Here is a 22,162-nt window from a genome sequence, read left to right on the forward strand (position 1 = left end):
ACGCAAGACGCCAGTCAAATACGACAAACGCCGTTACAAGCGCCGCAACCGGATCGAGATCATGTTCGGAAGGCTCAAGGATTGGAGGCGCGTCGCCACCCGCTACGACCGCTGCCCCAAAGTGTTCCTCTCAGCCATCGCCCTCGCGGCTCTCGTCATCTATTGGTTATGAATCCTGACCCTAAAGGTCATAGGTTCAATCCTATCCCCGCAACCACCCCCAACCAAACATCCATTCAGCCCGCTTTCCAGCGGGCTTTTTGCTGTCCGGCCCTGAGCCAGACCCACCATCGCCGACGGCGCCCCTTCAACTCCAACTTGATGCCTTCCGGGTTCATCACGTGCACCGTCACCGTCTCGATCAGGCCGCGGATGCTCTCCAGTGCGGGCAGGGCCGTCCGCGTCACCATCGAAAACTGGCAAGCGTTCCTCGACCATTTTGTCGACGACGAAGACCTCGTCGTCCGCATCAAGGCCCAGTCACCGCGGTAACAACCAACCAGTTACGATATAACGACGCCCGGCAGAAACTTGCGAAGATGACAGCTCTAACCAAAATTGAGGTGGGGAAGGAAAGCGGGAAGTAGCAAAGTTTAGGTGCTCTAGTATGCTGTAATCGCAGTATTAAAGTGAATACTTTGGTGGAGCCGAGGGGAATCGAACCCCTGACCTCGTCATTGCGAACGACGCGCTCTACCAACTGAGCTACGACCCCATCCGGGTTGCTTGGTGGCCCGGGCGGCGCGGTTTGTCAAGGGTTCCCGCGCCGCCCGGATCGCGACCTAGTCGGGCAGGGCGTAGGCCACCAGCTGGTCGGCCACCTGCGGCTTGATGATCGAATTGCCGCCGACCGCAAAGACCACATACTGGCGGCCGTCGTAGTCGTAGACGGCGGGGTTGGACACCGCGGGCGCCTCGACCTGCGCCTTCCACAGGACGTCGCCGGTGGTGGCGTCCAGGGCGCGGACGCGGGCATCCATCGAGGCGCCGATGAAGATCACCCCCGAGGCGGTCACGACCGGGCCGCCGATGGTGGGAGAGCCCCAGCTTTCGGGCATGTAGAAGCCCCATTTCTGGATCTGCCCGAAGGGACGCTCCCACAGGGTCTCGCCGGTCTTCAGGTCGATGGCCGACATCAGGCCATAGGGCGGCTTCCAGCAGGGCATGCCGACCGGGTTGAGGAAATTCGTCAGCCGGAAGCCGTAAGGCGCGCCGGTCATCGGGAACAGCCCGCCCTCGGCCTCGCTGCCGCCGGTCTGCAGGGTCTCGTATTCCTCGCGCTCGATCAGCTGATAGATCTGGGCGATGCGCGAGCTGTTGATGTAGAGGATGCCGCTTTCCGGATCGACCGCGCCGCCGCCCCACTGATAGCCGCCCGCCGTGGCCGGATAGGCCAGCGTGCCCTCCAGGCTGGGGGGCGTGAAGCGGCCCTCGTAGCGCAGCTCGTCGAAGGTGCGCGAGCAGTAGCCGAACGAGGCCAGATCGGCCAGGCCGAAGACCCCTCCCCAGTCGTCGTCCATCGAGGGCGCGGGCAGGGTGGGCACGGGCTGGGTGGGCGAGGCGACCTCGCCCTCGACATCCGAGGCGGGGACGGGGCGGTCCTCGATCGGGAAGACCGGCTCTCCGGTCAGGCGGTTCAGCACGAAGGCATAGCCCATCTTGGTGGGCTGCACCAAGGCCGGGATCGGGCCGTCCTCGTTCGGGATGTCGATCAGGGTCGGCGCGGACACGGTGTCGTAATCCCAGATGTCGTGCTTGACCAGCTGGCGGGACCAGACGACCTCTCCGGTATCGCCGTCGACGGCGGTGACCGAGGTGGCCAGCGGGATCTCCTCGAGCCGGGTGCCGCCGTAATAGTCGGCACTGGGGCTGGAGACGGGCAGGTAGGCCAGGCCGTTCTCCTCGTCGACCGACATGGCGGTCCAGACGTTCGAGGTGCCGGTCACGCCATCGTAATCCTCGGGGATGGACAGGAAGGTCCATTCCAACTCGCCTGTGCGCGCATCGACGGCGAAGACGGATCCCAAGGGGTTCTCGACGTCATGCCAGTCCTTGCCGGCCCAGCCGAGCAGCAGCTTGTCGCGGAAGACGGTGGGCGGCTGCAGCTGCGACAGCGGGAAGTTGGCGTCGGGCTTGTTCCACTGGTTGACGTTCAGGATGCCCGCCTCGCCGAAATCGGCGCAGAGCGCGCCGGTGTCGGCATCGACGGCATGCAGTTCCGCGTCCATCGTGCCGATATAGACGCGCCGCACGCAGGGACCGTCTCCCTCGCCCTCCCAATAGGTGACGCCGCGGTTCTTCAGCTCGGGCTGGGTCAGGGGCTCCAGCGCGGTGTCCTCGGGCTCGTAGGTCCAGACGATCTCGCCGGTATCGGGCCGCACGGCCAGGATGCGGTAGAAGGGCGTGCCGATATACAGAAGGTCGTTGGCCAGGATCGGGGTCGCCGACCAGACCGTGCCCACCATGTCGCCCGACCCGTCCGAGACGTCGCCGGTATGGATCTCCCATGCCTTTTCCAGATCGCCGACATTCTCGGGCGTGATCTGGGTCGAGGCGCTGTATTTCTGCGCCATGCCATTGCCGTGAAAGCCGGTCCATTCGGTCTGCTGCGCAGAGGCTGCGGGGGCGCAGAGCACGAGGGCGGGAAGGATGCGGAACAGGGTCATGGGCTTACCTCGCGACCAGAATGAAGACCAGCCACAGGGCCAGGGTCAGGACGATCATCAGCATGATCCAGCCCTGCATGAGGAACCACGCGCAGAGCAGCGTCAGCAGCCCGCCGATCAGGATCATCACCGTCACGAAGGTCCGCAGCCGGCCCGGCGCCAGCCGGCCGACCAGAAGCGCGGCCACGGTCAGCGCGGCCATGCCCAGAATGGCCAGCCCCGCGCCGGGCGTGCCGGAGATGCCGGAGCCGCGATGAAAGAAGGCGATCACGGCAAGGATCAGCCCAAGGGCCGCGGGGATGGCCATCAGATTGGCAACAAGTTCCTCGCGGGCGCGGGCGGCAGGGGGAAGGGGGGCAGGCATCGGCACCTCGTGGCTGAAACGCCGGACAGGCGGTTCACGTCCGCGTGCCCGGTTCTGACATAAAGGTGAATGCCCCCGCCGGGCAGAGGTTCCCCGATGGGGCGGGATTAACCCCGCCCCCGGGGCAGAAACTTGGGCAGAACCCTATTCGGCAGCCTCGGCATAGGCCTCCAGCGGCGGGCAGGTGCAGATCAGGTTGCGGTCGCCATGGGCATTGTCGACGCGTCCCACCGGAGGCCAGTACTTGTCCACCCGGAAGGCGCCCGGCGGGAAGCAGCCCTGTTCGCGCCCATAGGGGCGGTCCCAGTCCCGCACCAGATCCTCGACCGTGTGGGGGGCGTGGCGCAGCGGGCTGTCGATGGCCGCGATGCGCCCCTCGGCCACCTCGGTGATCTCGGCCCGGATCGCCAGCAGGGCGGTGACGAAGCGGTCGATCTCGGCCTTGGTCTCGCTTTCCGTGGGTTCCACCATCAGCGTGCCGCTGACCGGCCAGCTCATCGTCGGGGCATGGAAGCCATTGTCGATCAGGCGCTTGGCGATGTCGTCGACCGTCACGCCATGTTCCGCGAAGGGCCGCGTGTCGATGATGCATTCATGCGCCACCCGGCCGCGATTGCCCATGAACAGGATCGGATAGGCCCCGGCCAGCCGCGCCGCGATATAGTTCGCGTTCAGGATCGCCACGCGCGTCGCCTGCGTCAGCCCCTCGCCGCCCATCATCAGGCAATAGGCCCAGCTGATCAGCAGGATCGAGGCGCTGCCATAGGGCGCGGCACTGACCGCCCCGCTCTCCGCATCGCGCGGATCGCCGGGAAGGTAGGGCGCCAGATGCGCCTTGACCCCGATCGGCCCCATGCCGGGACCGCCGCCGCCATGCGGGATGGCAAAGGTCTTGTGCAGGTTCAGGTGGCTGACATCGCCGCCGATCTCTCCGGGCTTCACCAGACCGACCAGGGCGTTCATGTTCGCCCCGTCGATATAGACTTGGCCCCCGTGCTGATGCGTGATGTCGCAGACCTGCCGCACCGTGTCCTCGAAGACGCCATGCGTGCTGGGATAGGTGATCATCACCGCCGCCAGCCGCTCCCCGGCCTTCGCGGCCTTGTCCGCAAAGTCCTCCAGGTCGATATCGCCATTGGGCGCCGATTTCACCACCACGACCTGCATCCCGCACATCTGCGCGCTGGCCGGGTTGGTGCCATGCGCGCTGACCGGGATCAGGCAGATGTCGCGCTGATCGTCGCCCTGCGCGCGGTGATAGGCCTGGATGGTCAGAAGCCCCGCATATTCCCCCTGCGCGCCGCTGTTCGGCTGCATCGAGAACGCCTCGTAGCCGGTGATCACGCACAGCTTCTCGGTCAGGTCCGCGATCGCCTCATGGTATCCCGCCGCCTGGTCATGGGGCGCGAAGGGATGCAGCGCCCCGAATTCGGGCCAGGTGATCGGCATCATCTCGGCCGCGGCGTTCAGCTTCATCGTGCAGGACCCAAGCGGGATCATCGCCCGGTCCAGCGCCAGATCGCGGTCCGACAGCCGCCGCATATAGCGCATCATCTCGGATTCCGCGCGGTTCATGTGAAAGACCGGATGGGTCAGATAGTCCGTCTCGCGCAGCAGGTCCTCGGGAATGGCGGGCACACTGGACGCGGGTGCCGCATCGGTGATCCCGAAGGCATCCAGCAGCCGGGTGATCACGCCGGCATCGGTCGTCTCGTCCACGCTGATGCCGACGCGGTCGCGGCCCACCTGCCGCAGGTTGATGCCCCGGTGCCGGGCGGCGGCCATGATGCCGGCCTGACCCACGCCCACCTTGACGGTGATCGTGTCGAAGAACGCCTCCGGCGCCACCTCGGCCCCCGCCGCCCGCAGCGCTTGGGCCACGGTCACCGCATGCAGATGCACCCGCTGCGCGATCGCGCGCAGGCCGACGGGGCCGTGGAACACCGCATAGAACCCCGCCATCACCGCCAGCAGCGCCTGCGCGGTGCAGACATTGCTGGTCGCCTTCTCGCGCCGGATATGCTGCTCGCGCGTCTGCAGGGCCAGCCGCAGCGCCGGGTTGCCCGCGCTGTCGACCGAGACGCCGACGATCCGCCCCGGCATCGCCCGCTTCAGCGCGTCGCGGCAGGACATGAACCCGGCATGCGGCCCGCCATAGCCCATCGGCACCCCAAAGCGCTGCGCCGATCCCACGGCGATATCCGCCCCCATCGCGCCCGGCTCGCGCAGGACGCACAGTGCCAGCAGGTCGGTCGCCACCACCGCCAGCGCCCCCGCCGCGTGCAGCGCCTCGATCTCGGGCGTCAGGTCGCGGATATGGCCATAGGTGCCGGGATACTGGAAGATCGCGCCAAAGACCTCGCCCGCCACCAGATCGTCGATTGAGCCGGTGACGATCCGAATCCCCAAGGGCGCCGCCCGCGTCGCGATCACGGAAATCGTCTGCGGATGCAGGTCATGCGCCACGAAGAACGCATCCGCCTTCGACTTCGACTGCCGCCGCGCCATAGCCATGGCCTCGGCCGCCGCCGTCGCCTCGTCCAGTAGAGAGGCATTGGCGACCGGCAGCCCGGTCAGATCCGCCACCATCGTCTGGAAATTCAGCAGCGCCTCCAGCCGCCCCTGCGCGATCTCGGGCTGATAGGGCGTATAGGCCGTGTACCAGGCCGGATTCTCCAGGATGTTGCGCTGGATCGCCGGAGGCGTGAAGGTCCCGTAATAGCCCTGACCGATCAGGCTGGTCATCACCCGGTTCTTCGCCGCGACCTCCTTCATCCGCGCCAGCAGCCCCGCCTCGGACAGGGCCGGCCAGTCCAGCCGGTCCGTCTGCCGGATGGCCGCCGGCACGGTCTGCGCGATCAGCTGATCCAGATCCTCGGCGCCCACCGCCGCCAGCATCTCGGCCATCTCGGCAGGCGACGGCCCGATATGGCGCCGGTTGGCAAAATCGTCGGGGTTGTACTCGGTCGGCATCCAGCGGCTCATCCGTCACTCCATCCAGTCCGGGCACGGCTGCGCCCCTTCTTCTTTGTCCAAATACCCTGGGGGTCCGGGGGTGAAACCCCCGGCTTACTCGACCAGCGCCGTGTAGGCCGCCTCGTCCATGAACCCGTCCATCGCGCTGGCCTCCGCAGGCTTGATCCGAAAGAACCACGCCGCCATCGGATCGCCGTTCACGTCGCCGGGGCTGTCGGCCAGCGCGGCATTCACGCCCGTGATGACGCCCGCCACCGGAGCGGTGATGTCGCTGGCCGCCTTGACGCTCTCGATCACGACAATCTCCTCGCCCGCCGCGACCTCGCGCCCTTCCTCGGGCAGCTCGATGAACACCACGTCGCCCAGCTGCTCGCTGGCATGCCTGGTGATGCCCACGACGATCTCGTCGCCCTCGGCGCGCAGCCATTCGTGATCTTCGGTATATTTCAGCATGATGATGGTCCTTCAGCGTTTGTAGGAGGGGGAAACGAAGGGCAGGGCGCTCAGGGTCACGGGCAGGCGCTTGCCGCGCAGCTCGGCCCAGACCTGTCCGCCCTCGGGAAGGTCCACGTGCAGCCGCGCCATCGCGACCGGCCCGCCGACCGAGGGGCCGAACCCGCCCGAACTCACATGGCCCAGCACCTCGCCGCCCTCGGGGGCGGCAAAGATCGCCACGCCCTCGCGGATCGGCGCGCGGCCCTCGGGGCGCAGGCCCCGGCGGATCACCTCGGGCGCCCCCAGCTCGGGCAGGATCACCTCGGCACCGGGAAACCCGCCCGCCCGGGCCCCGCCCCTGCGGCGGACCTTGGGGATCGACCAGCCAAGCGCCGCTTGCGCGGGCGTGACCGACCCGTCCATGTCATGGCCATAGAGCGGCATCCCGGCCTCCAGCCGCAGGCTGTCGCGCGCGCCCAGACCGATCGGCGCCACCTCGGGATGCCCCAGCAGCGCCCGGGCGAATTCCTCCAGCCGCGCCTCGGGCACCGAGATCTCGAACCCGTCCTCGCCGGTATAGCCCGAGCGCGAGATCCACAGATCCGCCCCGTTCCAGTCCAGGATGCGGCTGTCCATGAAGCGCATCTCGCCCAGCCCGGGCACCAGCCGGGCCAGCACCGCCTCGGCCTCGGGGCCCTGCAGGGCCAGCAGCCCGCGATCGGTGACCGGGGTGATCCGCACCCCCGCAAGGGTCCGCAGATGCGCGATGTCCTGTTCGGCGCAGGCCGCATTCACCACCAGCAGGAAATGATCGCCCCGGTTGGCGACCATCAGATCGTCCAGGATCCCGCCCTGATCATTGGTGAACAGCCCGTAGCGCTGCCGCCCCGGCGCCAGCCCGGCCAGATCGGCGGGGATCAGCGTCTCCAGCGCGGCGGCGGCGGTCTCGATCCGGCCGTCCCCGGGGGTGACCAGCACCTGCCCCATATGGCTGACATCGAAGAGGCCGGCCCGCGCCCGCGTGTGCAGATGCTCGGCCATGACGCCCATCGGGAACTGCACGGGCATGTCCCAGCCCGCGAAGGGCACCATCCGGGCGCCGCGCTCGATGTGAAGATCGTGAAGTCCGGTTCGGCGTGTCGTGTCGGCCATCTGGCCTCCTGCGGTTCAGCCGGACAGCCGGCATCGGTTGGACGGGGAGAGGCCCCCCGCGCGTCGATGCCCCCTCTGTCCCTGCCCAAAGCTTGGGCGCCTGAGATCATTATCCCTTCGGCGGGCCTTGGCGGCCACTCTCCAGAGTTCTTGGGGAAGACGGTCCTTTTGCCTGAGAGCTTGCCGGGGCGGCTTCTCCTTCGGCCCCGGCCGGGTGGCCGGTGTCTCCCGAATTCCTGCCTGATGTGCTAGCGGCAGCCCCGGCCCAAGGCAAGACCTTTGTCCGGGGACCGGTCCGGCGTGCCACGACCCGGGGCGGTCCTGCCCGATCGTTGGGCGGGCGGGCGTTGACAGGCCGGGGGTCCGTCTCCATCGTCGCGCACAACAGCGTGAAAGGCCCCCTTATGCCGCCCAAGTTCTTCCAGATCGGCTTCAACAAATGCGGCACGACCTTCATCGCGCGGCTGTTCGACATGAACGGCATCCCCGCCGCCCATTGGCTGGAAGGCGCTTTGGCCGAGGACATCGCCTATGCCAAGCTGGCCGGGCGCAAGCCCCTTGCACGCTGGGCCGACACGGTCACCGCCTTCACCGACATGGAATCGGTGCGCTTCCTCAACCTGCCGGTGATCGAGGCCTTCAAGGACTATGCTCTGCTGGACCGGCATTATCCCGGCGCGGTCTTCCTGCTGAACACCCGGCGGGTCGAGGACTGGATCGTCAGCCGCTACCTGCACCGGGGCGGCGCCTATGCGCGCAGCTACGCGGCCTCTCTGGGCGTGGGCCTGGGCGATCTGGCCGACATCTGGGCCGAGGACTGGGACGCGCATCTCAAGGGCGTGCGCGCGCATTTCAAGGGCCGGCGCGAGTTCCTCGAGATCGACATCGACGAGGCCGCGCCCGAGGATTACCGCACCGCCCTGTCCCCCTGGTACGACCTGCCGAAGGTCCCGGCCGCGCCGGGCGATGCCGTGCGCCGGGCGCGCGAGGACAACCTGCCCCGGGTGATGCGCATGCTGGAGACGCCGCGTCCGGGCGGCGGCATCAAGGAGGCCCGCCGCGCCCGCCTGGCGCAGCGCCTGGTCCGCCATGCCAGCCCCTCCCGGCGCGACGAACCCTTGCGCGGCGCGCCGCCGCCGACCCCCGACGCGCTCTGCGTGGACATGGACCGGAACGAGGTCCATGCGGCGGATGGCGCGCGCATGCCCCTGCGGCGCGGGCCGGACGGGCAGTTCTATCTGGACGCGCTGCGACCCGGCCTGCTGCGGGTGGCGGCGGTGGCCAATGACATCGCCGCGCTGACGGATCGGGGAAAATACTGGCTGGACATGCGCCCGGCCTGCTTTGCAGGAAGCGGCCCGGACCATCCGATCCAGGGGCCGATGATCGTCGGCCTGCGCCGCAAGGGGGCGCGCCACCTGTTCCTCTGGCCCGCGCCGTGGCGGCACCGGATCGGCAATGACGGCTTTCCCGGCGCGCCTTTGCCCGCCGATCCCCCTTGGGACGAGCGCGCCGATCTGGCCATCTGGCGGGGCGGGCTGTCGGGCCATGTCCCCAAGAGCGGGGTCACCGCCGAGGCCGCGATCACCGCCCTGCTGTCGCAGCCGCCCGACTCGCAGGCCTTCCGGGATGCGGCCCGCGATCTGCCCCTGACCCCGCGCTGGCGCTTTCTGGCGGGCCAGGCCGGGACGCCGGGCACCGATCTGGCCCTCGCCCCCGATCCGCGCCTGACCAAGGCCCTGGCCCGGGCCGGCCTGGCGGCACCCGCCCCGCAGGCCGGGCCTCCGGCCACGCCGCCCCGCTATGCGATCTGCCTCGGCGGCTCCGAGGGGGATGCGGATTTCCTGCCCCTGGCCCAGAGCCAGGCGGTGGTGTTCAAGGAGACGGATGGCTGGGAGAGCTTCGTCACCCCGATCTTTCGCCCCTGGTCGCATTACATCCCGCTGCTGCCCGGCGGCGCCAACCTGGCCGACCGCCTGGCCTGGGCCCGCGCCAATCCCGAGGTCTGCCGGCTGATCTCGATGCGGGCCCGGCGGATCTGCGACAGCCTGGCCGACCCCGAGGGACGGCGGATGCATCTGGATCAGGTGCTGGCGGCCTATCGTCAGGCCACGGGACAGGCGTGACGGCCGAAGGGGGGCTTTGCGCCCCCCGTCGCGGCAGGCCGCGACTCCCCCCGCAGAATATTTTCCCCAAGATGAAACCCCGGACCGGCCCCCTCCTGCATTGGTCCTGAAATATCCCCGGGGGGCGGCGCGGCTTGCCGCGACGGGGGGCAGGCAGCCCCCCTTCGGCCTTGGGGCAGGGCTCAGCCCCGGGGGAAGACGAAGACGCGGTCGCGGCGCAGCATCAGCCACATGGGCGTGCCGGGGGGCGGCAGGAAGACGCCGGGAACGGTCGCGTTCAGCGTGATCGCGCCCGCATCGGTGGCGAATTCCACCAGCGAATCGCGGCCCAGATAGCGGGCGCGGGTCACGCGGGCCAAGGCGGCGGTGCCGTTTTCCGCCGTGGGCGCGGGGCCCTGGCCCGCGCGGTCGAAGTCGATCCTCAGATGCTGGGGGCGAATCACGATGTCGACCTCGGCCCCTTCGGGGATGCCCGGCGTCAGGAAGCGCCCGAAGGGCGTGTCGGTCAGCGCGCCCTGCACCCGGCCCGTCAGCACGTTGATGTCGCTGAAGAACCCCGCCGCCTGCCGGTCCACCGGCGCATTGTAGAGGTTGTAGGGCGCGCCCTGCTGCACGATCCGCCCCGACCGCATCAGCAGGATCTGATCGGCCATGCGCATCGCCTCCTGCGGCTCGTGCGTGACCAGAAGGACGGCAGTGCCCTCGTCCTTCAGCAGCGCCAGCGTCTCGTCGCGGATGCCGTCGCGCAAACGCTCGTCGAGGCCCGAGAAGGGCTCGTCCATCAGCAGCACGCGGGGGCGCGGCGCCAAGGCGCGGGCCAGGGCCACGCGCTGCTGCTCGCCCCCCGAGAGCTGGTGGGGATAGCTGTCGATGTGGCGCGTCATCTGCACGCGGTCCAGAAGCGCGCCCACGCGGTCGCGGTTCGCCTTGAACCCGCCGGGCAGGCCGAAGGCCACGTTCTCGCGCACCGGCAGATGGGGAAACAGCGCGAAATCCTGGAACATCAGCCCGATGGCGCGGCGTTCGGGCGGGATGCGGAAGCTGGTGTCGCAGATCAGCTGCCCGTCGACGAAGATCCGCCCGCTATCCTGCATGTCCACGCCCGCGATGATCCGCAGCGTCGTGGATTTCCCGCAGCCCGAGGGCCCGAGCAGGCAGGCGACCTGTCCCGGCTCGACCTGGAAGCTGACATCGTCGACCACCGGCGCGCCGTCGAAGCGGCGCGTCAGGCAGTCGACCTGAAGTCGGGGAGGCATCGTCACGGTCCGGGCCAAGCCTTTCGGTCGGGTTTCGCCTTGGCCTAGCAGGGCCGCCCGGGTCCCGCAACCGGGCGGGCGGCTGTCATATGGTGACGTTCAGCGCGCCGCCGTCCAGCAGGACATTTTGTCCCACCATGAAGCGCGCCTGCTGGCTGCACATGAAGGCGCAGGTCGCGCCGAAATCGGCGGCCGTGCCATAGCTGCCGGTGGGGATCGTGGCCTGACGCTGCGCGCGGGCCTGATCCACGGTGATGCCCTTGGCCGTCGCCACGCCGCCATCCAGGCTGTCGGCGCGGTCGGTCGCGTGGATGCCGGGCAGCAGGTTGTTCACGCAGACGCCCTTGCCCGCCACCTGCCGCGACATGCCCGCGACAAATCCCGTCAGACCGGTCCGCGCCGTGTTCGACAGGCCCAGCACCGAAATGGGCGAGCGGACCGAACCCGAGGTGATGTTGACGACCCGCCCCCAGCCCCGGTCCATCATGCCCGGCACCAGCGCCTGCATCAGCGCGACCGCCGACAGCATGTTGGCGTCGATGGCGCGGATGAAGTCGTCGCGGCTCCAGTCCTGCCAGTTGCCCGGGGGCGGGCCGCCGGCATTGGTGACCAGGATGTCGGCATGACCGACCGCCTCCAGCACCAGCGCGCGGCCCTCGGCGGTGGTGATGTCGGCGGCGACGGGGGTGACCTCGACGCCGTGCCGTTCGGCGATCTCATGGGCGGTGCGGGTGATCTCGGCCTCGGTGCGGCTGTTGATGACCAGATTGACGCCGGCGGCGGCCAGCGCCTCGGCGCAGCCCCGGCCCAGCCCCTTGGAGGCGGCGCAGACCAGCCCCCGCTTGCCCGTGATGCCCAGATCCATCCTCGTCTCCTTTTATGGTCAGGGGCGCAGAAGACGTGGGGTCGGGGGGATTGTCAAATGGCAGGAGCGGGGGGCTGGCGATGGAAGCGGGGGGCCGGCCCCCCGCAGCCCCCCGGGATACTTAGAGACCAAAGCAGGATCAGGCGATGGAGGTGCGGATGGCCTGCATGTTGACCCCATAAATTTGCGGGCTGTCGACCGAGCCGTCCTTGAAGACCGCCGAGCCTGCGACCAGCACGTCGGCACCGGCCTTGGCGACCAGGGGCGCGGTCGTGGGATCGACGCCGCCATCGACCTGGATGTGGATCGGGCGGTCGCCGATCAGGGCGCGGATGCGGGCGATCTTGTCCAGCTGGCTGTGGATGAACTTCTGCCCGCCGAAGCCCGGGTTCACGGTCATCACCAGCACCATGTCGCAGAGGTCCAGAAGGTAATCCACCGCCTCGGCCGGGGTGCCGGGGTTCAGCGCGATGCCCGCCTTCTTGCCCGTCGCGCGGATCGCCTGCAGGGTGCGGTGGGGATGGGGGCTGGCCTCGACATGGGCGGTGATCATGTCGGCGCCCGCCTCAGCATAGGCCTCGATATAGGCATCCACCGGCGCGATCATCAGATGCACGTCCATGAAGGTCGTCACATGCGGGCGGAAGGCCTTCACGGCGGGCGGGCCGAAGGTCAGGTTCGGCACGAAATGCCCGTCCATCACGTCGACATGGACCCAATCCGCGCCCTGATCCTCGATGGCGCGGATCTCGGCCCCGAAATTGGCGAAATCGGCGGAGAGGATCGAGGGCGCGATCTTGATCTTGCGGTCGAAATCCATGGGCGTCTCCTGCGGGGTCATTCGGCTGCGGCCTGCCTGCTGGCGCGGTCCACGTCAAGCCCGCCCGCGAAGACCCGGCTGGCGCGGATGTCGGGTTCGGTCAGCGTGGACAGGGCCGCCGCGTCCAGGGGGCCCTTCGCCTCGCCGAACAGGCGGTTGGCCTGCCGCAGCCGGGCGCGGTCCAGCGCGTTGCGGATGGACCGCGCATTGGCGAAATGCGGCTGGCCGCGCCGGGCGGCGATGTACTGCGCCATGGCCGCGCGGGCGGCGTCGTCCAGCGTGTAGTTCTGCCGCGACAGCATCCCCTCCGAGATGTGCAGCAGCTCACCGTCGCTGTAATCGGGGAACTCGATGTGATGCGCGATCCGGGACCGGAAGCCGGGGTTCGAGGCGAAGAAGCGGTCCATCCGGTCGGCATAGCCCGCCAGGATCACCACCAGATCGTCGCGGTTGTTCTCCATCACCTGCAGCAGGATCTCGATCGCCTCCTGCCCGTAATCGCGCTCGTTCTCGGCGCGGTAGAGGTAATAGGCCTCGTCGATGAACAGCACGCCGCCCATCGCCTTCTTCAGCACCTCTTTCGTCTTTGGGGCGGTATGGCCGATATACTGGCCGACCAGATCGTCGCGGGTGACGGTCACCAGATGGCCCTTGCGGACATAGCCAAGCCGGTGCAGCAGCGCGGCCATCTTCAGCGCCACGGTCGTCTTGCCGGTGCCGGGATTGCCGGTGAAGCTCATGTGCAGGGTCGGGGTCTCGGTCGCCAGACCCAGACGCCGGCGGGCGCGGTCGACCAGCAGCAGGGCGGCGGTCTCGCGGATGCGGGCCTTGACGGGCGCGAGGCCCACCAGCTCGCGGTCCAGATCGGCCAGCACCTCGGCCACGCCGCTGTCGGCGAAGTCCTGCGCCAGATCGACATGGGTGGGAAGGTCTGCGGGCGGGGCGGGTTGGTCGTCGGTCATCATGCACCTTTGCGATAAAGACATCCGGACGGCGGGGAGGAGCCGCCGCCCGGACAGATCCCCTCAGGGATAGCGGGCGCCCTCGGGTTCGCGCATGGCATAGCTCTCGATCGTATAGCGGACGCTGCGGCCCTCGCCCTCCTGCCGGACCAGACGGAAGCCCGGCTCGACCGCGGGGCGGTTCACGATCATCGCCATGCGGATCGATTCCCATCCGGGCGAGGCGTCGAAGGCGATCACCCGGATATACTGGCCGCCATAGAGCTTGCGACATTCGTTGACCTCGAAGACCACCGCGGCGGCGTCCGGATTGTCGAACATCGGATGGCCCCACATCTCCCAGTAGGTGTTGCGGGGATGGGGGTCGTCGGTGTGCTCGACCGACACCGCCCAGCCCTTGTCGATGGCATATTGGGCCTGCACGCGGATGTCGTCATCCGACAGGTCGGGCAGGAAGCTGAACTGTCCTTGGGTCATTTTCATGGGGAAGATCCTTTGCGGTTCGGGGTCGGGACCTGCGCGCGAGGGGCGCAGGTCCTCAGGGATGCAGGTCGCGGCGGGGCGTCCAGGTTGGCAGGTGCAGGCGCGGGCCAAGGCGCTGCAAAGGCACGGGCAGATAGGGCGCGAACTCGCAGGCCCCGTCGGGGTGGCTGGTCGGAAGCGCGCCTGCCTCCGGCCAGCCGGTCACGCCGTCACCTCGGGGGTGGGGGCGAAGTCGGGCGCGTCGGTCGAGGCATAGTTGAAGCTGACATCCTTCCAGACATCCAGCGCCTGCTTCAGGGGCGTGCAGGTGCGGGCGGCGGCGCGCAGGATATCCTCGCCCTCGTTCCAGATGTCGCGGCCCGAGTTGCGCGCGAAGACCATCGCCTCCAGCGCGACGCGGTTGGCCTGCGCGCCCGCCGCGATGCCATGCGGGTGGCCGATCGTGCCGCCGCCGAACTGCAGCACCACATCCTCGCCCAGATAATGCAGCAGCTGGTGCATCTGCCCCGCATGGATGCCGCCCGACGCGACCGGCATCATCTTGTTCAGCGACGCCCACTCCTGATCGAAGAAGATCCCGTTCTCCAGCGCCATCGGGTTCCGCTCCTCGCGGAAGATGTCGTAATAGCCCTTGGTGGTGGCCGGATCGCCCTCCAGCTTGCCGACGACCGTGCCGGCATGCAGGTGATCCACGCCGGCCAAGCGCATCCATTTGGCAATGACGCGGAAGCTGACGCCGTGGTTGCGCTGGCGGGTATAGGTGCTGTGACCGGCGCGGTGCAGGTGCAGGATCATGTCATTGTCGCGCGCCCATTTGGCCATGGACTGGATCGCGGTATAGCCGATCACCAGATCGATCATCACGATCACCGAGCCGAGCGACTTGGCGAACTCGGCGCGCGCATACATCTCTTCCATCGTGCCGGCGGTGACGTTCAGATAGGTGCCCTTCACCTCTCCGGTCGCCGCGGACGCGCGGTTCACGGCCTCCATGCAATAGAGGAACCGGTCGCGCCAATGCATGAAGGGTTGGCTGTTGATGTTCTCGTCATCCTTGGTGAAATCGAGGCCCCCCTTCAGCGCCTCATAGACCACCCGGCCATAGTTGCGGCCCGACAGGCCCAGCTTGGGCTTGACCGTGGCGCCCAGCAGCGGGCGACCATAGCAGTTCAGGCGCTCGCGCTCGACGACGATGCCGGTGGCGGGGCCCTGGAAGGTCTTCACGTAAGCGACGGGCAGCCGCATGTCCTCCAGCCGCAGGGCCTTCAGCGGCTTGAAGCCGAAGACGTTGCCGATGATCGAGGCGGTCAGGTTGGCGATGGAGCCGCCCTCGAACAGGTCCAGATCATAGGCGATATAGGCGAAGAACTCGCCGGGGCTGTTGGGGACCGGGTCCACGCGATAGGCCTTGGCGCGGTATTTCTCGCAATTCGTCAGCCGGTCGGTCCAGACCACCGTCCAGGTCGCGGTCGAGCTTTCGCCCGCCACCGCCGCCGCCGCCTCGACCGCATCCACGCCCTCCTGCGGGGTGATGCGGAACAGCGCGATGATGTCGGTTTCCTTGGGGGTGTAGTCGGGCTCCCAATAGCCCATCTGCGCGTATTTCAGCACGCCCGCGGTATAGCGCTTCTTGGCGTCCATCTGGGTCTTGGGCATCTCGTTCATGGGTCGTCCTCCTTGGAAAGGGTGTCAGGCGCGGCGGGCCTCGCCCGTCAGGCGCAGGATCATCGGGGTCAGGATCAGCTGCATCGCCAGGTCCATCTTGGGACCGGGAATGACGATGGAATTGGCCCGGCTCATCCAGGACCCGTCGATCATCTGGGTCAGGTAGGGAAAATCGATCCCCTTGGGGTTTCGGAACCGGATCACCACCAGGCTTTCGTCGGCAGTGGGGATCCATCGGGCGATGAACGGGTTCGAGGTGTCCACCACCGGCACCCGCTGGAAATTGATGTCGGTCTGGGTGAATTGCGGGCAGATGCAGTGCACATAGGCGTGCATCCGGCGCAGGATCGTGTCGGTCACGGCTTCGGTCGAATAGCCGCGCTGCGCCTTGTCGCGGTGGATCTTCTGGGTCCATTCCAGATTGACCACCGGCACCACGCCGATCTTCAGATCGGCCAGCGCGGCCAGATCGACGGTGTCGTTGACCACCGCCCCGTGCAGCCCCTCGTAGAACAGCAGGTCGCTGCCATCCGCGAAGGGCGCCCAATCGGTGAAGGTGCCCGGCGGGCTGCCCCAGCGCGCGGCCTCGGCCTCGTCATGGACATAGTGGCGGGTCTGGCCGCGCCCCGTCTCGCCATAGATGCGAAAGATCTCCTCCAGCTTCTCCAGCTCGTTGGCGTCATAGCTGAAATGGCTGAAGGTCGCGTCGCCGGCGGCCAGACGGTCTGTCAGCTCGGCCTTCATCGCGGCGCGGTCATAGCGGTGGAAGGCGTCGCCCTCGATGCTGACGGCGGTGATGCCCTCGCGGCGAAAGATCTGGTCGAAGGTCGACTTGACCGTGGTCGTGCCCGCGCCCGAACTGCCGGTGACCGAGATGATGGGGTGCTTCTTGCTCATGATGTCCTCAGGCTCGGAAAAGGCCGCGATGGCCGAACAGGGCCGAGACCTCGGCCTCGGGCAGGTCGTGATAGCCGGCGACCCGGTCGACCTTGTCGGCGCTGCCGAAGACCAGCGGGCTGAGCGCCGCCAGTTCGGTCAGGGGGGCGTCCAGAAGGGGCAGGGCGCCGTCCGTGGCCCGTCCGCCCGCCTGTTCGATCAGGAAGGCGATGGGGGCGGCCTGATGCAGCAGCCGCAACCGGCCCCGCTCGCCGCCCGGGCGGGTTATGGCGGGGTCCAGGAAGATGCCGCCGCGCATCAGGATGCGATGCGCCTCGGCGGTCAGCGACGAGGTCCAGCGCATGCTGAACGCCCGCGCCCTCGGCCCCTCGGCCCCGGCCATGCAATCGTCGACATAGGCCCGCACCGGACGCGCCCAGTGGCGGTAATGGGCCGCGTCGATGGCGAATTCCGGCGAGGCCGAGGGCAGGGCGACCCGCTCGCAGCTCAGCGCAAAGCGGCGGCTCTCGGGGTCCAGCACATGGATCTGCGTGCCTTGGCCGCAGCTCAGCACCAGGCAGCAGCGCGGCCCGTGCAGCACATAGCCCGCCGCCAGCATGTCGCGCGCCGGGCGCAGAAAGCTGGCCTCGCTTGTGTCGCCGGCGGCGAAGATCGCAAAGATCGTGCCAGCGGGGATGTTGGCCTCGATCCCCGAGGCGCCCTCCAGCGGGTCCAGCGCCACGGCCAGCGCGCCGTCAGGCTGCAGGGCCTGCGGTTCGGGGCGCAGGGGCGTGGACAGCCAGCGCACCCCGGCCCCGCGCAGCGTCGCCGTGAACAGGGCCTCGGCCGCGGCAGAGGACGGGGCCGCAGCCTCGGCCATCTCGCCACCGCGCCGGATGCGGTCGGACAGCGTTCCCGACGCCTGGGCGATCGCCTCCAGCACCGGCCGGAACCGGGTCGGGATCAGGCGGGTCTCAAGATGCGTCATGGTCATCGCCTCCCCGGCAGTGGCTGTCCGTGGAAGCAGGTTGACAGGTGGGATGCTTTTGTAAAATTTAATAAGAAAGAAGCTGGGTTCAGGAAAAGTGAAGATGAAAACCGATGCGTTGACCTTGCGCCAGCTGCGCGCCCTGCGCGCCGTCGCCGACAGCGGCAGCCTGACCCTGGCCGCCGCCCAGCTGGGCCTGACCCCGCCCGCGATCCACAGCCAACTGAAATCCCTGGACGATCTGGCGGGAACCGCGCTGTTGCAGCGCGCCGAGCACGGCGTCTTCCGCCCCACTGCCGAGGGCCGCGCGCTGCTGGTGGCCGAGGGTCAGATCGCCACCGCCCTCGCCCGCGCGGGCCGCGAGATCGCGGCGCTGCGCCAGGGACACAGCGGCACCGTGGTCCTGGGGGTGGTCTCGACCGGCAAGTATTTCGCGCCGTTTCTGGTCGCGACCCTGCAGCGCGCCCTGCCGCGGATCGAGGTGACGCTGCGCATCGGCAACCGCGACGCGATTCTGGCCGCGCTGGCGGGGGACGAGCTGGACCTGGCGATCATGGGCCGCCCTCCGCGCGAGCCTGCGGTGATCTCGGACCCCGTCGGGCCCCATCCCCACATCATCATCGCCGCCCCCGACCATCCGCTGGCCGCCCAGGACCCGGTGATGCCGGGCGATCTTCTGTCCCAGACCTTCCTCTCGCGCGAGGAGGGGTCGGGCACGCGCATCCTGATGACCCGCTTTCTGGACCGCATCGGCGAGGGCGCCCCGTGGCGCGCGGTCGAGATGGGCACGAACGAGACGATCAAGCAGGCGGTCATCGCGGGTCTCGGCATCGCGCTGATCTCGCAGCACACCTGCACCGAGGAATTGCGCGCCGGCCGCCTGACCGCCCTGTCCGCGATCGGCCTGCCCATCCAGCGCAGCTGGTACCTGCTGCACCGCGCCGACCGCGCCCCCAGCCCCGCCACCGAGCGCATCCGCGCCGCCATCGCCGGCCTCGGCGGCAGCTTCCTGCCCCGGATCGCCCCCGCCCTGCCGTGAGACCCCGCCGCCGGCAGCGTAGGCCGCCCCGGCAGGCTTGCCGTTCGATGCTTTGCTTGTCGCCCGTTGCCCGTCACCCGTTGGCTCTCGCTCTCCGGTTTTCACGCGTTTTGTCCGATCTGGCCTGCACACTCGTCCCGGCCTCACGGACCCGTCGAGATGCCGTCCGATGTGGGACGCTTGATCAACAGATCCGGCCTGCGAACCCCGACCGCTCTCCCGATCCTGTGCCGTGACCGTCCTTGACCGGACCCATCATCACCGCGCCTCACCCTCCGCCTGCGGTTACCTCAGGAATACCCGGCAGCATCAGGTCCACCACCACTGCGCCCGACGCGACGCCGTGAACGGTTCCTGGTTGAACCGATTGCGCAGGATCCATCATCGCCGCTGTCCGCTGTCCGCTGTCCGCTGTCCGCTGTCCGCTGTCCGCTGTCCGCTGTCCGCTGTCCGCTGTCCGCTGTCCGCTGTCCGCGTCGGCCGCGACGCCTGAGCGGGGCAGAACGCGTGAACCTGTTGAGCATCCGGCATCCTCGCGCAGGCGCATGGCGACGATGCGGCAAGGTTCGGCATCGGCGGAACCCACGCGTCGCACAGACCTGAACCACACATCCCAAGCCCGGCTCCGTCCTTCCCCCCCCTTCCCGCACAATCACGCCGGATCACGCAGCGCCGTCACCTCGGAGGCGGGGGCTGAACTGCCGCCTTCGAAGACCAGGCGGCCCCCGTTCCCGAACTCCGCCTCGACGATCCGCGCATAGGCGCCGACGCGCGTGTCGGCCAGCAATTCATCGCCCCGGCGGCTCTCCAGGGTGAAGCCATACAGCCCGTCGGGCAGCTTCGCGCCTTTCGGGTCCAAGCCCCGCCAGTCGATCTGGCCCTTGCCGGGGCCGATCTCTTCGCGGGCGACCTCGCGGCCGCCGGCATCGCGGGTGACCAACTGGACGCTGTCGGCCTGCTCATGCGGCGCGATGTCCAGGGTGAGGGGCGCCTCGCCGAACCAGACGGGCGCCGTGGTCCGCGCCTCCTTGCCGATCCAGGCGGCGATGCCGCTGCCGCCCGCCTGACCCGCCATCTGCTCGAGGAACCGATTGCTCAGCGCCTGCTGCTCGACCCCGGCAAAGGTGGCCAGCTGAATCGCGAAATCCGTGCCCTGCATGGGGTTCAGCGGATCCTGATTCTTCAGCTGCGCGGTCAGCATGGTCAGGAAGGTCTGGAAATCCGCGCCCGTCCCGGCCGCCGAGAAGCCGGTCCCCGGACCCGTGGGGGCGGTCGGCAGGGAAGGCGAGGCGATGGCGTCGACCATGGATGTCTCCTACAATCTGATGTCGATGCGCCGGTCGCTCAGCGGCGCGGGCGCAAGGCTGACCCGCAGGGCCGGGGGCGCGGTCTGCGCTTCGTCCGCGTCTGCCGGGTCACGGGGTTGGGCCGCCGATCCGTTCCGGCGGTCGTCCTGCCGGAAATCGAGGCTGTCCGCCGTCACCCCGGCCTCGGCCAGCTGCTGCGTCAGCAGGTCGGCATTGCGGCGCACCAGATCCAGCGTGTCGGGCCGCTCGGCCCAGAGGGTGATCTGGCCGCGCTCGGGCCCCGACAGGACCATCCGGATCCGGCCCAGTTCCTCGGGGGCAAGGGTGATCTCGGTCCGGTCGCCCCGCGTGGTCACCACGGCATCGGTGATCTGCCGGAGGACAGGGCGGGGATCGGACGCGACCTCCGGTCCGCCCGGGGCGGTGGGCAAAGGGGGGCGGGCCATCTCTGCCATGCGAAACTCGGGGATCGGTCGCGCATCCGGGCCCGGCAGCATGTCGAGCGGACCGGACGGCGGCGGGCCGGTCGTACGGAAGGCAGCTCCGCTGTCCGGCGCGATCCGTGCCGCATCCGCCGCATCGGTCGGCTTGGGGGGGGCCGGATCGGCGGCTTGCGGTTCGGCCAGGCCGGTCCGCGCTGCGGTCCCCTGTGCGGGATCGGTCTGAACCGGACGCGCAAAGCCGAGATCGGGACCTCGACCCGCGGGAACATCCTGCTCTGCCGCCACGGGTCCGCGCACGAGCGGTCGGGCAGGGTGCAGCGCAACGGAGATCGGCGGATCGATATCGGCGCTCTGCCCCGGACCGGCCCCCGTCGTCTGGGTCGTCGCAAGGGGCGGTGCGGGGGGCGCGACGGGGAGGGCTGCCAGAGCCCGCCCGGGATCGCGGGCCATCCGGGGCAGGGCAAAGGCAGGCAGGGTCTGCGGCGCGGATCCCGCGACCGCGACCGCGACCGCGACCGGAGGCTGGTCGGCCCCGCCTTGGCTGGCTGCGTCGTTGCCCCCCTTTTTGCCCGGTTGGGCCGCAGGCGGTGCAGGTGCCGGGACCACCTCGGGACGTGCGGGCAGTTCGGGGGCGGCAGGCTCCTCCATCACGTCGACCGCGACCGGCAGGATCCCCACCGGCAGAGCCTTGTCGGAAGGGACCATGTCCGGTTCGGGCGGAAAGACCGGTGCCTCAGGGGCAGAGACATTCGGATCGGCCGCGGGCGGGGCGACAAAATCCGCGGTCAGGCCCAGAATGCCCTCCAGCCAGAGGGTCACAGGATCGGGGGCCATCGCCTCGGTGCCCGGGCCCCCCGGCATCCCCGCCCAAGCCGGCAGGAGGTCCGGCGGCATCAAGGCAAAGCCCGGGTCGCCCTCGACGACTGCCGTCCCGGGGGGCATTTCCGGGCGGAGCGGCCAGGTCGGGGTCATCTGAATCTCGGCCATGTCCTGCCTCGTGGTTTTTTTCTGAATACCCCGAATTCCTTACCAATTATTTACGGCCGCGCGATATTTTCAGCCCCAGTCACATCGGAGGCGAACAGGAATGCAGATTGACCCCCTTGGGCCGGCGCGCGGGCCGGTGGCCGGGCCCCTGTCGGTCGCGGATCAGCTGGAACAGGCCTTTCTCGAGGAGATGCTGAAATATTATGGACCGCCCCCGGCCGAGGGCGCCTTTTCCGGTGGCGCCGGAGAGGATCAGTTCGCCAGCTTCCTCACGCGCGAACATGCGGCCCTGCTGGCCCGGCGGCTGGACCTGGGATTTGCGGCGATGCTGGGCGCGCGGGCATGAGCCGCGCCGTCGCCCGCCAGATGGCGCGGATCCGGACGGCGCTGATCCTGGGCGATGCGCCGGGCGCCTTGGCGGCCATCGACGAGCTGACGCGGGTGGCGACGCGGTCGGGCCTCGACGAGGCCGCGCGCGACCGGCTGGAGCCCGGGCTGGCCGAACTGCGGGCGCTGGCGCAGGCGTCGCTGACGGGGGCGCAGCAGGCGGCCGACCAGATCCGCGCCATCGTGCAGGCGGCGCGCAGCCTGCAGACCTATGATTCGCTCGGGCGGCGGACCGTCATGCCCACGCGGGCCGTCGCGCCGCAGCGGTTTTAGTAAAATGCCCGGCAAGGTTCGTTTGATCGAAGGGCGGACTTTCATTATTTCTCAATCCACCGGCAGCTAGAACGGTGTCACGCCAGAAACGG

At 68.9% G+C, this 22,162-nt stretch carries 22 protein-coding genes, 1 tRNA gene and 1 riboswitch; of the genes, 5 read left to right on the plus strand and 18 right to left on the minus strand.

The window, feature by feature from the left end:
- Positions 1-172 (plus strand): transposase (locus FA743_RS06260; RefSeq protein ID WP_169308788.1); only part of this gene is annotated, 172 nt, incomplete at its 5' end.
- Positions 173-236: 64 nt separating this feature from the next.
- Here FA743_RS06260 and FA743_RS20245 read toward each other — a convergent pair.
- From FA743_RS20245 to gcvT, 7 genes are all read right to left on the minus strand, one after another.
- Positions 237-410 carry a hypothetical protein gene (locus tag FA743_RS20245; protein WP_169308789.1) on the minus strand — a complete coding sequence of 58 codons (174 nt, stop codon included), beginning with the start codon at positions 408-410 and terminating at the stop codon, positions 237-239.
- Between the two features lie 229 nt (positions 411-639).
- Positions 640-715 (minus strand) — tRNA-Ala (locus FA743_RS06265).
- 67 nt (positions 716-782) lie between these two features.
- Positions 783-2,666 carry a pyrroloquinoline quinone-dependent dehydrogenase gene (locus FA743_RS06270; protein ID WP_136885028.1) on the minus strand — a complete coding sequence of 628 codons (1,884 nt, stop codon included), beginning with the start codon at positions 2,664-2,666 and terminating at the stop codon, positions 783-785.
- A gap of 4 nt (positions 2,667-2,670) precedes the next feature.
- The gene (locus tag FA743_RS06275) at positions 2,671-3,030 is read right to left on the minus strand and encodes a hypothetical protein (RefSeq protein ID WP_136885029.1); all 360 of its coding nucleotides are present in this window, start codon (positions 3,028-3,030) and stop codon (positions 2,671-2,673) included.
- A 144-nt stretch (positions 3,031-3,174) separates the two neighbouring features.
- The gene (gene gcvP / locus FA743_RS06280) at positions 3,175-6,015 is read right to left on the minus strand and encodes an aminomethyl-transferring glycine dehydrogenase (RefSeq protein WP_136885030.1); all 2,841 of its coding nucleotides are present in this window, start codon (positions 6,013-6,015) and stop codon (positions 3,175-3,177) included.
- An 84-nt stretch (positions 6,016-6,099) separates the two neighbouring features.
- Positions 6,100-6,456, minus strand: coding sequence for a glycine cleavage system protein GcvH (gene gcvH / locus FA743_RS06285; RefSeq protein WP_211242210.1), 357 nt, complete (start codon positions 6,454-6,456; stop codon positions 6,100-6,102).
- A gap of 15 nt (positions 6,457-6,471) precedes the next feature.
- Positions 6,472-7,593, minus strand: a complete 1,122-nt coding sequence (gene gcvT / locus FA743_RS06290) for a glycine cleavage system aminomethyltransferase GcvT (protein WP_136885032.1) — start codon at positions 7,591-7,593, stop codon at positions 6,472-6,474.
- A gap of 150 nt (positions 7,594-7,743) precedes the next feature.
- Positions 7,744-7,834: riboswitch (glycine riboswitch) on the minus strand.
- A 163-nt stretch (positions 7,835-7,997) separates the two neighbouring features.
- Here gcvT and FA743_RS06295 point away from each other — a divergent pair.
- On the plus strand, positions 7,998-9,719 hold the full coding sequence (locus FA743_RS06295) for a glycosyltransferase family protein (RefSeq protein ID WP_136885033.1): 1,722 nt from the start codon (positions 7,998-8,000) through the stop codon (positions 9,717-9,719).
- 182 nt (positions 9,720-9,901) lie between these two features.
- On the opposite strand, the gene FA743_RS06300 is transcribed toward FA743_RS06295, so the two are convergent.
- From FA743_RS06300 to FA743_RS06335, 9 genes are all read right to left on the minus strand, one after another.
- Positions 9,902-10,975, minus strand: coding sequence for an ABC transporter ATP-binding protein (locus FA743_RS06300; RefSeq protein WP_136885034.1), 1,074 nt, complete (start codon positions 10,973-10,975; stop codon positions 9,902-9,904).
- Positions 10,976-11,060: 85 nt separating this feature from the next.
- Positions 11,061-11,840: an SDR family oxidoreductase gene (locus FA743_RS06305; protein ID WP_136885035.1), complete on the minus strand. Its 780-nt coding sequence runs from the start codon at positions 11,838-11,840 to the stop codon at positions 11,061-11,063.
- A 139-nt stretch (positions 11,841-11,979) separates the two neighbouring features.
- On the minus strand, positions 11,980-12,660 hold the full coding sequence (rpe, locus tag FA743_RS06310) for a ribulose-phosphate 3-epimerase (protein ID WP_136885267.1): 681 nt from the start codon (positions 12,658-12,660) through the stop codon (positions 11,980-11,982).
- Positions 12,661-12,677: 17 nt separating this feature from the next.
- Positions 12,678-13,625, minus strand: coding sequence for a CbbX protein (gene cbbX / locus FA743_RS06315; protein WP_136885036.1), 948 nt, complete (start codon positions 13,623-13,625; stop codon positions 12,678-12,680).
- 60 nt (positions 13,626-13,685) lie between these two features.
- Positions 13,686-14,105 (minus strand): ribulose bisphosphate carboxylase small subunit, encoded by a 420-nt coding sequence (locus FA743_RS06320; protein ID WP_136885037.1) that lies wholly within the window; start codon positions 14,103-14,105, stop codon positions 13,686-13,688.
- A gap of 55 nt (positions 14,106-14,160) precedes the next feature.
- A complete protein-coding gene (locus FA743_RS20250; RefSeq protein WP_169308790.1) occupies positions 14,161-14,310 on the minus strand; it encodes a hypothetical protein in 150 nt (49 codons plus the stop codon).
- The gene (locus FA743_RS06325) at positions 14,307-15,761 is read right to left on the minus strand and encodes a form I ribulose bisphosphate carboxylase large subunit (RefSeq protein ID WP_136885268.1); all 1,455 of its coding nucleotides are present in this window, start codon (positions 15,759-15,761) and stop codon (positions 14,307-14,309) included. Before FA743_RS06325 ends, FA743_RS20250 begins: the two co-directional genes overlap by 4 nt.
- Positions 15,762-15,794: 33 nt before the next feature.
- Positions 15,795-16,667 (minus strand): phosphoribulokinase, encoded by an 873-nt coding sequence (locus tag FA743_RS06330; protein WP_136885038.1) that lies wholly within the window; start codon positions 16,665-16,667, stop codon positions 15,795-15,797.
- A 7-nt stretch (positions 16,668-16,674) separates the two neighbouring features.
- Complete coding sequence (locus tag FA743_RS06335; RefSeq protein ID WP_246054858.1) at positions 16,675-17,634, minus strand: FIG domain-containing protein; 960 nt, start codon at positions 17,632-17,634, stop codon at positions 16,675-16,677.
- Between the two features lie 103 nt (positions 17,635-17,737).
- Here FA743_RS06335 and cbbR point away from each other — a divergent pair, with 103 nt between their 5' ends.
- Positions 17,738-18,673: a LysR family regulator CbbR gene (cbbR, locus tag FA743_RS06340; RefSeq protein ID WP_136885040.1), complete on the plus strand. Its 936-nt coding sequence runs from the start codon at positions 17,738-17,740 to the stop codon at positions 18,671-18,673.
- A 652-nt stretch (positions 18,674-19,325) separates the two neighbouring features.
- On the opposite strand, the gene FA743_RS06350 is transcribed toward cbbR, so the two are convergent.
- Entirely contained in the window at positions 19,326-19,979 is a 654-nt protein-coding gene (locus FA743_RS06350; protein ID WP_136885041.1) for a flagellar hook capping FlgD N-terminal domain-containing protein, read from the minus strand.
- 9 nt (positions 19,980-19,988) lie between these two features.
- Positions 19,989-21,410, minus strand: coding sequence for a flagellar hook-length control protein FliK (gene fliK / locus FA743_RS06355; RefSeq protein WP_136885042.1), 1,422 nt, complete (start codon positions 21,408-21,410; stop codon positions 19,989-19,991).
- Between the two features lie 100 nt (positions 21,411-21,510).
- Between fliK and FA743_RS06360 the strand changes: the two genes are divergently transcribed.
- A complete protein-coding gene (locus FA743_RS06360) occupies positions 21,511-21,756 on the plus strand; it encodes a rod-binding protein (RefSeq protein WP_136885043.1) in 246 nt (81 codons plus the stop codon).
- Positions 21,753-22,070 carry a hypothetical protein gene (locus FA743_RS06365; protein ID WP_136885044.1) on the plus strand — a complete coding sequence of 106 codons (318 nt, stop codon included), beginning with the start codon at positions 21,753-21,755 and terminating at the stop codon, positions 22,068-22,070. The genes FA743_RS06360 and FA743_RS06365 overlap by 4 nt, the downstream gene beginning before the upstream one ends.
- Positions 22,071-22,162: the final 92 nt, after the last annotated feature.

It is taken from the genome of Paracoccus gahaiensis, from assembly GCF_005048225.1.
Taxonomy (GTDB): Bacteria; Pseudomonadota; Alphaproteobacteria; order Rhodobacterales; family Rhodobacteraceae; genus Paracoccus; species Paracoccus gahaiensis.

Excerpts from the sequence above, each read along its gene's own strand:
- FA743_RS06300 (WP_136885034.1), bottom strand. The coding sequence starts at position 10,975 with ATGCCTCCCCGACTTCAGGTCGACTGCCTGACGCGCCGCTTCGACGGC.
- FA743_RS06270 (WP_136885028.1), bottom strand. The coding sequence starts at position 2,666 with ATGACCCTGTTCCGCATCCTTCCCGCCCTCGTGCTCTGCGCCCCCGCA.
- FA743_RS06360 (WP_136885043.1), top strand. The coding sequence starts at position 21,511 with ATGCAGATTGACCCCCTTGGGCCGGCGCGCGGGCCGGTGGCCGGGCCC.
- cbbR (WP_136885040.1), top strand. The coding sequence starts at position 17,738 with ATGAAAACCGATGCGTTGACCTTGCGCCAGCTGCGCGCCCTGCGCGCC.
- FA743_RS06320 (WP_136885037.1), bottom strand. The coding sequence starts at position 14,105 with ATGAAAATGACCCAAGGACAGTTCAGCTTCCTGCCCGACCTGTCGGAT.
- gcvT (WP_136885032.1), bottom strand. The coding sequence starts at position 7,593 with ATGGCCGACACGACACGCCGAACCGGACTTCACGATCTTCACATCGAG.
- gcvP (WP_136885030.1), bottom strand. The coding sequence starts at position 6,015 with ATGAGCCGCTGGATGCCGACCGAGTACAACCCCGACGATTTTGCCAAC.
- FA743_RS06330 (WP_136885038.1), bottom strand. The coding sequence starts at position 16,667 with ATGAGCAAGAAGCACCCCATCATCTCGGTCACCGGCAGTTCGGGCGCG.
- fliK (WP_136885042.1), bottom strand. The coding sequence starts at position 21,410 with ATGGCCGAGATTCAGATGACCCCGACCTGGCCGCTCCGCCCGGAAATG.
- FA743_RS20245 (WP_169308789.1), bottom strand. The coding sequence starts at position 410 with ATGGTGACGCGGACGGCCCTGCCCGCACTGGAGAGCATCCGCGGCCTG.
- FA743_RS06335 (WP_246054858.1), bottom strand. The coding sequence starts at position 17,634 with ATGACGCATCTTGAGACCCGCCTGATCCCGACCCGGTTCCGGCCGGTG.
- FA743_RS06295 (WP_136885033.1), top strand. The coding sequence starts at position 7,998 with ATGCCGCCCAAGTTCTTCCAGATCGGCTTCAACAAATGCGGCACGACC.
- FA743_RS06305 (WP_136885035.1), bottom strand. The coding sequence starts at position 11,840 with ATGGATCTGGGCATCACGGGCAAGCGGGGGCTGGTCTGCGCCGCCTCC.
- FA743_RS06325 (WP_136885268.1), bottom strand. The coding sequence starts at position 15,761 with ATGCCCAAGACCCAGATGGACGCCAAGAAGCGCTATACCGCGGGCGTG.
- FA743_RS06365 (WP_136885044.1), top strand. The coding sequence starts at position 21,753 with ATGAGCCGCGCCGTCGCCCGCCAGATGGCGCGGATCCGGACGGCGCTG.
- cbbX (WP_136885036.1), bottom strand. The coding sequence starts at position 13,625 with ATGATGACCGACGACCAACCCGCCCCGCCCGCAGACCTTCCCACCCAT.
- FA743_RS06275 (WP_136885029.1), bottom strand. The coding sequence starts at position 3,030 with ATGCCTGCCCCCCTTCCCCCTGCCGCCCGCGCCCGCGAGGAACTTGTT.
- rpe (WP_136885267.1), bottom strand. The coding sequence starts at position 12,660 with ATGGATTTCGACCGCAAGATCAAGATCGCGCCCTCGATCCTCTCCGCC.
- FA743_RS06350 (WP_136885041.1), bottom strand. The coding sequence starts at position 19,979 with ATGGTCGACGCCATCGCCTCGCCTTCCCTGCCGACCGCCCCCACGGGT.